Genomic DNA, 6,673 nt, shown 5'->3' on the forward strand with positions numbered 1-6,673 from the left:
ACAGATCTAGCGCCGGGGGCTCAGGCTCCGACGTTTCGCACGTGGTCGAGGTGGCGCATCATGATGGCCCTCGCCGCGTCGGCATCCCCGGCGACCAGCGCGTCCAGCAGCCGGACGTGCTCGTCGGCCGCCGTCATCCGCGTCTGCGTGGCCGTGGGCTGGATGAGCCCGTACATCCGGGACCGGCTGCGCAGGTCGAGAACCGTCCGGACGAGCGTCTGATTGCCGGTCAGCCTGAGCAATTCGGCGTGAAAACGGCGGTCGGCGTCGATGAAACGCAGCAGGTCGTCCTTCGCCGCCGCCTCGGTGACCTCGGCGGCCAGGGCGCGCAGCCGTGCGCGGGCCTCCTCGGGGACGGCGCCGGCCAGCCCCAGGACGGCCGGGATCTCGACCAGTTCGCGGATCTCGCTGAGTTCGGCGAGATCCTGCTCGGACAGGGGGACCACCCGGAAGCCGCGGTTGCGGACGGCCTCGAACAGGCCGTCCCGCACCAGGTCGATCATGGCTTCGCGCACAGGTGTGGCGGAGATCCCGAACTCCTCGGCCAGCGTAGGCGCGGAGTACACGACGCCCGACCGGAGTTTTCCGCTGGCCAGCGCGCTGCGCAGCGCCTCGGCCACCTGCCTTCGGAGGCTGCTGTGACCGCCGAGGTCCGGCAATCCGACCACGGCATCGGCCACCGTATCCATGACGCCTCCTCCCCACCCGCGATCAGAATACCGTTCCACGTGGGGGTAACAGCGGCAGGGCATGATCACAGCAGCGGATGGACGTGCGGGTGCGCGTGCCACCAGGCGCCGAACGCGGGATGCCGGTCCGCGTGCTCCACGAAAGCGGCCGCGAAACCCCGGTAGAGGGCGGTGGCGTCCTCGTCGTTCAGCCGGTCCCGGCGCCATGCCACGATCAGCTTCGCGACCTGCGGTTCCCCGGTCAGCGGCCGGACGACCGTGCCGGGCTGCGGCGGCCACGACGGATCCACCAGGCGCACCCCGTGCCCCGCCGCCACCAGCGGGCAGGCCGCGCCGCTCGGCGCCTCGAAGCGCACGACCGGCTCGAAGCCGGCGGCACGGCAGGACGCGCGCAGCGACGCGAGCGAGCCGTCGTCGGCGCCCGGCGGGCCGATCCAGGACTCGTCCTTCAGGTCGATCAGGTCGATCTCGTTCTGCCCGGCCAGCGGATGGTGCGCCGAGAGGGCGACGAAGATCGGGTACCGGGGCACCAGCGTGCGGCTGACCACCGGCGGGTTCAGCGTGACGTCGAACCCCTCCATGATCCCCAGCAGCGCGGCGTCGAGATGGCCTCGGTTGAGCGCATCTCCGAGCAGCGCCGAGGACGGCTCGATGCGCAGCGAGACCTGCCGTCCCGGCACCTCCTCGCTGACCCGCGCCACGATGCTTCCGACACAGGCCAGATGGACGCTGCCGAGCCCGAGGGCCGCGTTCGGCTCTCCGCTCCCGGGCAGGTCGCCGATCAGGGTGTCCAGTTCGGCCAGCACCGTCCGGGCTCGGGAGATGATCTGCTGCCCGAGCGCCGTCGGTTCCAGGCCGGAGCGGCTGCGGACGAAGAGCCGTCCGCCGACCAGTTCCTCGACTTTGCGCAGCTGGCTCGACATGGCGGGCTGTGACACGCCCATCCGCGCCGCGGCCCGGGTGACGCTTCCCGTTTCCGCCATCGCGCACACCATGCGCAGATGACCGATATCGAGATCCATAGCCGGAGATTATGCCGTAGCTGATGCCTCCCGGCTGAGCGAAACGGCCATACTTCCCGTACTCCTCCACAAGAGTGAGCGATCACGGGAAGCAGCGGTAACCGAGCCCACGGTCGTTGACGTGATCGCGCCGACGGCAGAAGGGAGCCGCTGTCCCCTCCGGCCGCCGGGAGAGGGCTCCTCACCGCTGCCCTCTCCCGGCGGTCCCGCGCGCACCGGCCAGTGAACTCGTGGAAAGCGAGCGTCATGACGGAGAAGTCACACATGGACGAGGAAGGGGTCGCCTCACTGAGCGGCGGTGCCTTTCCGGTCTGGCCGCTGCCGCCCGATCCGAAGGCGGCGGCGATCGCGCGGTCCATCGTCCGTTCCGTGTCCATCGGGCTGGGGATGGCCCCGGACACGGTCCAGGACGCACAGACGATCATTTCGGAGCTGGCCGCGAACGCGATCCTGCACGGTGACCGTGAGCGGGCCGAAGTGTGGGCGTACGTCAGCCGATTGAACCGGCCGCGGGTCATGTTCACGGTGTTCGACGCCGCTCCCTGGCGGGGTCCCGCCTATATTCCGGCCGGGCCCCTTGCGCCGTCCGAGGCCAGTTGCGGGCGCGGGCTGACGCTCGTGAGCGCGCTGACGTCGGAGATCGGCGGACGCTGGGGCGTTCATCCCACCCGCTGCAGGCTTGGGACGGCCCAGGTCTCCGGTAAGGCGGTCTATTTCACCGTCCCCCTGCCGGAGGTGCCGCTGACCGCCTCGATGCCGCAGGTGCGATGGCCCGCGCCCGGCATCCGGCACCCGGTGGCGGACGACGTCGAGGTCATCGAGCAGATCATCCGGCATCGGGAGGAACTCGCCGCGGCCGGGGTGATGCCCTGCGCGCACTCCTGGGATCTGCGGTGAGTCAGCGGTGCTCGGGACGGTCCGCCCAGATTCCGCGGATGTGGCGCAGATGGTGGTTCATCAGCGACTCGGTGCGCGCCACGTCGCCGGTCGCCGCGGCTTCCAGCAGCTCCTCGTGCTCGCGGGCCGACGGCTCCAGCTCGCCGCGCTCCGCCAGTTGCGGCACGCCGTACAGCCGGGACATGTAGCGGAGTTCGCTCACCAGTCTCAGGATGTGGGAGTTGCCGCCCAGCCCGAGCAGCGCGAGATGGAAGCGGTGGTCCGCCTCGATGTAGGCGAGAACGTCCCGGTTCTCGGCGGCCTGCACGATGGCCTCGGCCAGCGGGAGCAGCGCGCGGATCTCCTCGGGGCGCACGGTCTGCGCGACCCGGACGACGGTGGGGACCTCGATCAGCGCCCGCACCTCGGTGATCTCGTCCAGTTCCCGGTCGGACAGCTCGGTGACGCGGAATCCCTTGTTGCGGACGACGGTGACCAGTCCCTCCCGGGCCAGGTCGATCATGGCCTCCCGGACCGGGGTCGCGGACACCCCGAAGCGATCGGCGATCGCCGGGGCGGAGTAGACCACGCCCGGCCGCATCTCGCCGCTGACGATCGCGGCCCGAAGCGCGTGGGCGATCTGGACTCGCACGCTCTTCCTCGGGCCCAGGGCAGGCAGGTTCAGCATCTGGGTCGGGACTCTCCTCCGGGTCGGGGCCGTCCGGCGGCGCGACGGCCCTGCAGGTCAGTGAGATGTAGTATTGCACTGCAGGTTCCCCGCCGGGCCGCCGGTACACTTGCCGTTCGACACGTCGAACGTCGGTGGATGCGGAGCGGGGGCGCGAGCGTGAGCGCAGCGGGAGAGTCGGTACGGGACGTGCTGGCCGGCAATCTGCGGCGTGCCCGGCTGGAACTCGGCCTGTCGCTGTCGGAGCTGTCGCGCCGCTCGAAGATCGGCAAGGCGACGCTCTCCCAGCTGGAGGCCGGCGCGGGCAACCCCACCATCGAGACGGTGTTCAGCCTGTCGCGCGCGCTGGAGATCCCGATCTCCGATCTGCTCGACAACCAGGAGCCGTCCGGAGTGACCGTGGTGCGCGCCGCCGAGGTGGAGGTGCTGCGCGGCGAGGGCGTCGACCTGCGCCCGCTGCGCGGCATCGCGTCCGGCGGTGCCATGTTCGAAGTGTACGACCAGCAGGTCAGGGCCGGGCGCAGGCAGGATTCGCTGGGCCATGTGGGGACCGAGCACACCATCGTCCAGACCGGGCGGCTGGCCGTTCGGGTGGACGACCGGGACGTGGAGCTGGGCCCCGGCGACTACGTCAGCTTCGACGCCCGCCTTCCGCACTCCTATGTCGCGCTGGAGGGGAATGTGCGGTCCGTCCTGCTGCTCCAGTACGACGCCGACCAGCGACTTCACTCCGCGCCCGCGGAACCGCCGCACCGGTTCGACGGCCCCTGACGGGCGGTCCGATCCGGAGCGTTGACATTCGGCTCGCGGCGGACGTACGCTCGGCATCGTTCGGTTTATCGAACGAATGGAGTGGGGATGACACGGGTCGTGGTACTGGGCGCCGGGATCGTCGGCGCCGCCTGCGCCCGTGAGCTGGCACTCGCGGGCTGCGCGGTCACGGTCGTGGAGCGCGGCCGCCCCGCCGCCGCGACCACCGCGCACGGCGAGGGCAACGTCCTGGTCTCCGACAAGGGCCCCGGCCCCGAACTGGAACTGGCGCGGCTGTCCCGGCGGCTGTGGCCGCAGATCCTCGACGGGCTCCCGGACGCCGGGGGAGTGGAGTGGGACCCCAAGGGCGGCATCGTCGTCGCGACGACCGAGGCGGGTGCCGGGGCGCTGCGCGATTTCGCCGCGAGCCAGCGCGCCGCCGGTGTGGACGCCGGGGAGATGGACGCCGCCGCGCTCGCCGATGCCGAACCGCACGTCACCAAGGACGTCACCGCCGCCGTCCACTACCCCGAGGACGCCCAGGTGCAGCCCGCCGGCGCCGCCACCGCCCTGCTCGCCGACGCGATCAGGGCCGGCGCCGTGCTGCGCACCGGACGCGAGGTCCTCGGCGCGGTCACGCGCGGCGGCCGGATCACCGGCGTGCGCACCTCCGCCGGGATCATCGAGGGCGAGGCGTTCGTGAACGCGGCCGGGCCGTGGTCCGGCGAGGTCGCCGCGCGGCTCGGCGTCCGGCTGGGCGTGCGGCCCCGGCGCGGCGAGGTGCTGGTCACCGCGCCGCAGCCGCCGACCGTGTTCCACAAGGTCTACGACGCCGACTATGTGGGCGCGGTCGGCAGCGGCGCCGAGGAACTGCAGGCGTCGGCCGTGGTGGAGTCGACCCGCGCGGGAACGATCCTGCTCGGTTCCTCGCGCCGCCGGGTCGGGTTCGACGACCGGATGCGCCCCGAGGTGCTGTCGGTGATCGCCCGCAAGGCGCTGCGTCTCTTCCCGTGCCTGGCCGAGGTGCCGGTGATGCGCGCGTACGGCGGGTTCCGCCCCTATGTCGCCGACCATCTGCCCGTGATCGGCGCGGACCCGGGCCTCGCGGGGCTCTGGCACACCACCGGGCACGAAGGCGCCGGCATCGGGCTGTCGGTCGGGACGGCCGCCGTCCTGCGCGACCTGATGTTCGGAAACGAACCGGAGATCGATGCGAAGCCGTTCCGGGTGGATCGGCCCGCCGTCCGGTCGGAAGGGGAGAGCGGATGAGCCCGAGACTCGTGCGCGCGGCCGACGATGCGACCGGCCGCCGCGACACCCCGCTGCGCATCACCGTGGACGGTACGCCGCTCGACGGTGTCGAGGGCCAGACGATCGCCGGCGTGCTGCTGGCGTCCGGCCGGCTGACCTGGCGGGAAAGCCCGTCGGGTACGCCGCGCGGCGTCTTTTGCGGCATCGGCGCGTGCTTCGACTGCCTGGTCACGGTCAACGGCGTCCGCGATGTGCGGGCCTGCCGCCGCCGCGCCCGCGACGGCGATGACGTGACCACCCAGTCCCGCGCGGAGGAGGACGCCCGATGACCCGGCATGTCGTGATCGTCGGCGCCGGCCCGGCGGGCCTCGGCGCGGCGGCGGGCGCGCTGCGCGCCGGCGCGCGGGTGACGCTGGTCGACGCCGCCGAGCATCCGGGCGGCCAGTACCACCGGATGCTCCCCGACGCCTACGCCGCCGAGCATCCCGGGCGCCTGCACCACGGCTGGCACGGCTTCGAACGCCTCCGCGACCATGTGCTCGGGCACCCGCGCTGCGACTGGTGGCCGGAGAGCACCGTCTGGTCGATCGAGCGGGACGAGCCCGCCGCGCCGCATGTCCACGTGCTGCGCGGCGAGATCGACGCGGCGGGACGGGAACGCCGGGTGCTGCGGCCCGACGCGCTGGTCCTCGCGCCCGGCGCCCACGACCGGGTGCTGCCGTTCCCCGGCTGGGAACTGCCCGGCGTGCACACCGCCGGGGCGGCGCAGGCACTGGCGAAGGGCGAGCGCCTCGTGGTCGGCGACCGGGTGCTGATCGCCGGCTCCGGACCGTTCCTGCTGCCGGTCGCCGCGTCGCTGCTGGAGGCGGGCTCGACCGTCCGGGCGGTGCTGGAGGCGAACCCGGCCTCGACCGTCGCACGCGGCTGGATCCGCCGCCCCTGGGAACTGGCGTCCGAGACCGGCAAGGCCACGGAACTCGCCGAGTACGCCGGTCTGCTGGCCCGGCACCGCGTCCCCTACCGGACGGGCCGCGCCGTGATCGAGGCCCGGGGCGACGGGCGCGTGGAGGAGGCGGTCACCGCACGGCTCCGTCCCGACTGGTCGGTCGTCCCCGGCAGCGAGCAGACCGTCGCGGTGGACGCGCTGTGCGTCACCCACGGCTTCAGCCCGCAGCTCGAACTCCCGGTCGCGGCCGGCTGCCGGCTGCGCGACGGCGCGTTCGCCGAGGTGGACGACGACCAGCGCACCACCGCCCCGGCCGTCTATGCGGCAGGGGAGATCACCGGCATCGCCGGGGCCCAGTCCGCCCGCACCGAGGGCCTGCTCGCCGGCTGGATCGCCGGCGGCGGCGCCCCGGACGCCCCCGGCCTGGCGGGCACGCGCCGCCGCCGCGACC

8 protein-coding genes are annotated in these 6,673 nt (G+C 72.9%); 5 read left to right on the top strand and 3 right to left on the bottom strand.

The genetic code is table 11. The annotated features are described in order from the left end of the window. Positions 1-20: 20 nt before the first annotated feature. Both AF1_RS11035 and AF1_RS11040 read right to left on the bottom strand, forming a co-directional pair. A complete protein-coding gene (locus tag AF1_RS11035; protein WP_067796105.1) occupies positions 21-689 on the bottom strand; it encodes a GntR family transcriptional regulator in 669 nt (222 codons plus the stop codon). A 65-nt stretch (positions 690-754) separates the two neighbouring features. Further along, the gene (locus tag AF1_RS11040) at positions 755-1,711 is read right to left on the bottom strand and encodes a LysR family transcriptional regulator (protein WP_067796108.1); all 957 of its coding nucleotides are present in this window, start codon (positions 1,709-1,711) and stop codon (positions 755-757) included. A gap of 264 nt (positions 1,712-1,975) precedes the next feature. Between AF1_RS11040 and AF1_RS11045 the strand changes: the two genes are divergently transcribed. Next, positions 1,976-2,608 (top strand): ATP-binding protein, encoded by a 633-nt coding sequence (locus tag AF1_RS11045; protein WP_165488402.1) that lies wholly within the window; start codon positions 1,976-1,978, stop codon positions 2,606-2,608. A 1-nt stretch (position 2,609) separates the two neighbouring features. Here AF1_RS11045 and AF1_RS11050 read toward each other — a convergent pair whose 3' ends face one another. Beyond that, positions 2,610-3,239 carry a GntR family transcriptional regulator gene (locus tag AF1_RS11050; RefSeq protein ID WP_242608883.1) on the bottom strand — a complete coding sequence of 210 codons (630 nt, stop codon included), beginning with the start codon at positions 3,237-3,239 and terminating at the stop codon, positions 2,610-2,612. A 195-nt stretch (positions 3,240-3,434) separates the two neighbouring features. Here AF1_RS11050 and AF1_RS11055 point away from each other — a divergent pair, with 195 nt between their 5' ends. The 4 genes from AF1_RS11055 to AF1_RS11070 form a co-directional block, all read left to right on the top strand. Continuing rightward, positions 3,435-4,046 (top strand): helix-turn-helix domain-containing protein, encoded by a 612-nt coding sequence (locus AF1_RS11055; protein ID WP_242608884.1) that lies wholly within the window; start codon positions 3,435-3,437, stop codon positions 4,044-4,046. Positions 4,047-4,133: 87 nt separating this feature from the next. Next, entirely contained in the window at positions 4,134-5,294 is a 1,161-nt protein-coding gene (locus tag AF1_RS11060) for an NAD(P)/FAD-dependent oxidoreductase (protein WP_067796122.1), read from the top strand. Beyond that, entirely contained in the window at positions 5,291-5,605 is a 315-nt protein-coding gene (locus AF1_RS11065; RefSeq protein WP_067796125.1) for a (2Fe-2S)-binding protein, read from the top strand. Before AF1_RS11060 ends, AF1_RS11065 begins: the two co-directional genes overlap by 4 nt. Continuing rightward, a partial coding sequence (locus AF1_RS11070) for an NAD(P)/FAD-dependent oxidoreductase (RefSeq protein WP_067796128.1) occupies positions 5,602-6,673 on the top strand: 1,072 nt, incomplete at its 3' end. The genes AF1_RS11065 and AF1_RS11070, both read left to right, overlap by 4 nt.

Origin of the sequence: Actinomadura formosensis NBRC 14204, from assembly GCF_001552155.1 — a bacterium.
Lineage (GTDB): Bacteria > Actinomycetota > Actinomycetes > Streptosporangiales > Streptosporangiaceae > Spirillospora > Spirillospora formosensis.

Excerpts from the sequence above, each read along its gene's own strand:
- AF1_RS11060 (WP_067796122.1), top strand. The coding sequence starts at position 4,134 with ATGACACGGGTCGTGGTACTGGGCGCCGGGATCGTCGGCGCCGCCTGC.
- AF1_RS11045 (WP_165488402.1), top strand. The coding sequence starts at position 1,976 with ATGGACGAGGAAGGGGTCGCCTCACTGAGCGGCGGTGCCTTTCCGGTC.
- AF1_RS11035 (WP_067796105.1), bottom strand. The coding sequence starts at position 689 with ATGGATACGGTGGCCGATGCCGTGGTCGGATTGCCGGACCTCGGCGGT.
- AF1_RS11040 (WP_067796108.1), bottom strand. The coding sequence starts at position 1,711 with ATGGATCTCGATATCGGTCATCTGCGCATGGTGTGCGCGATGGCGGAA.
- AF1_RS11065 (WP_067796125.1), top strand. The coding sequence starts at position 5,291 with ATGAGCCCGAGACTCGTGCGCGCGGCCGACGATGCGACCGGCCGCCGC.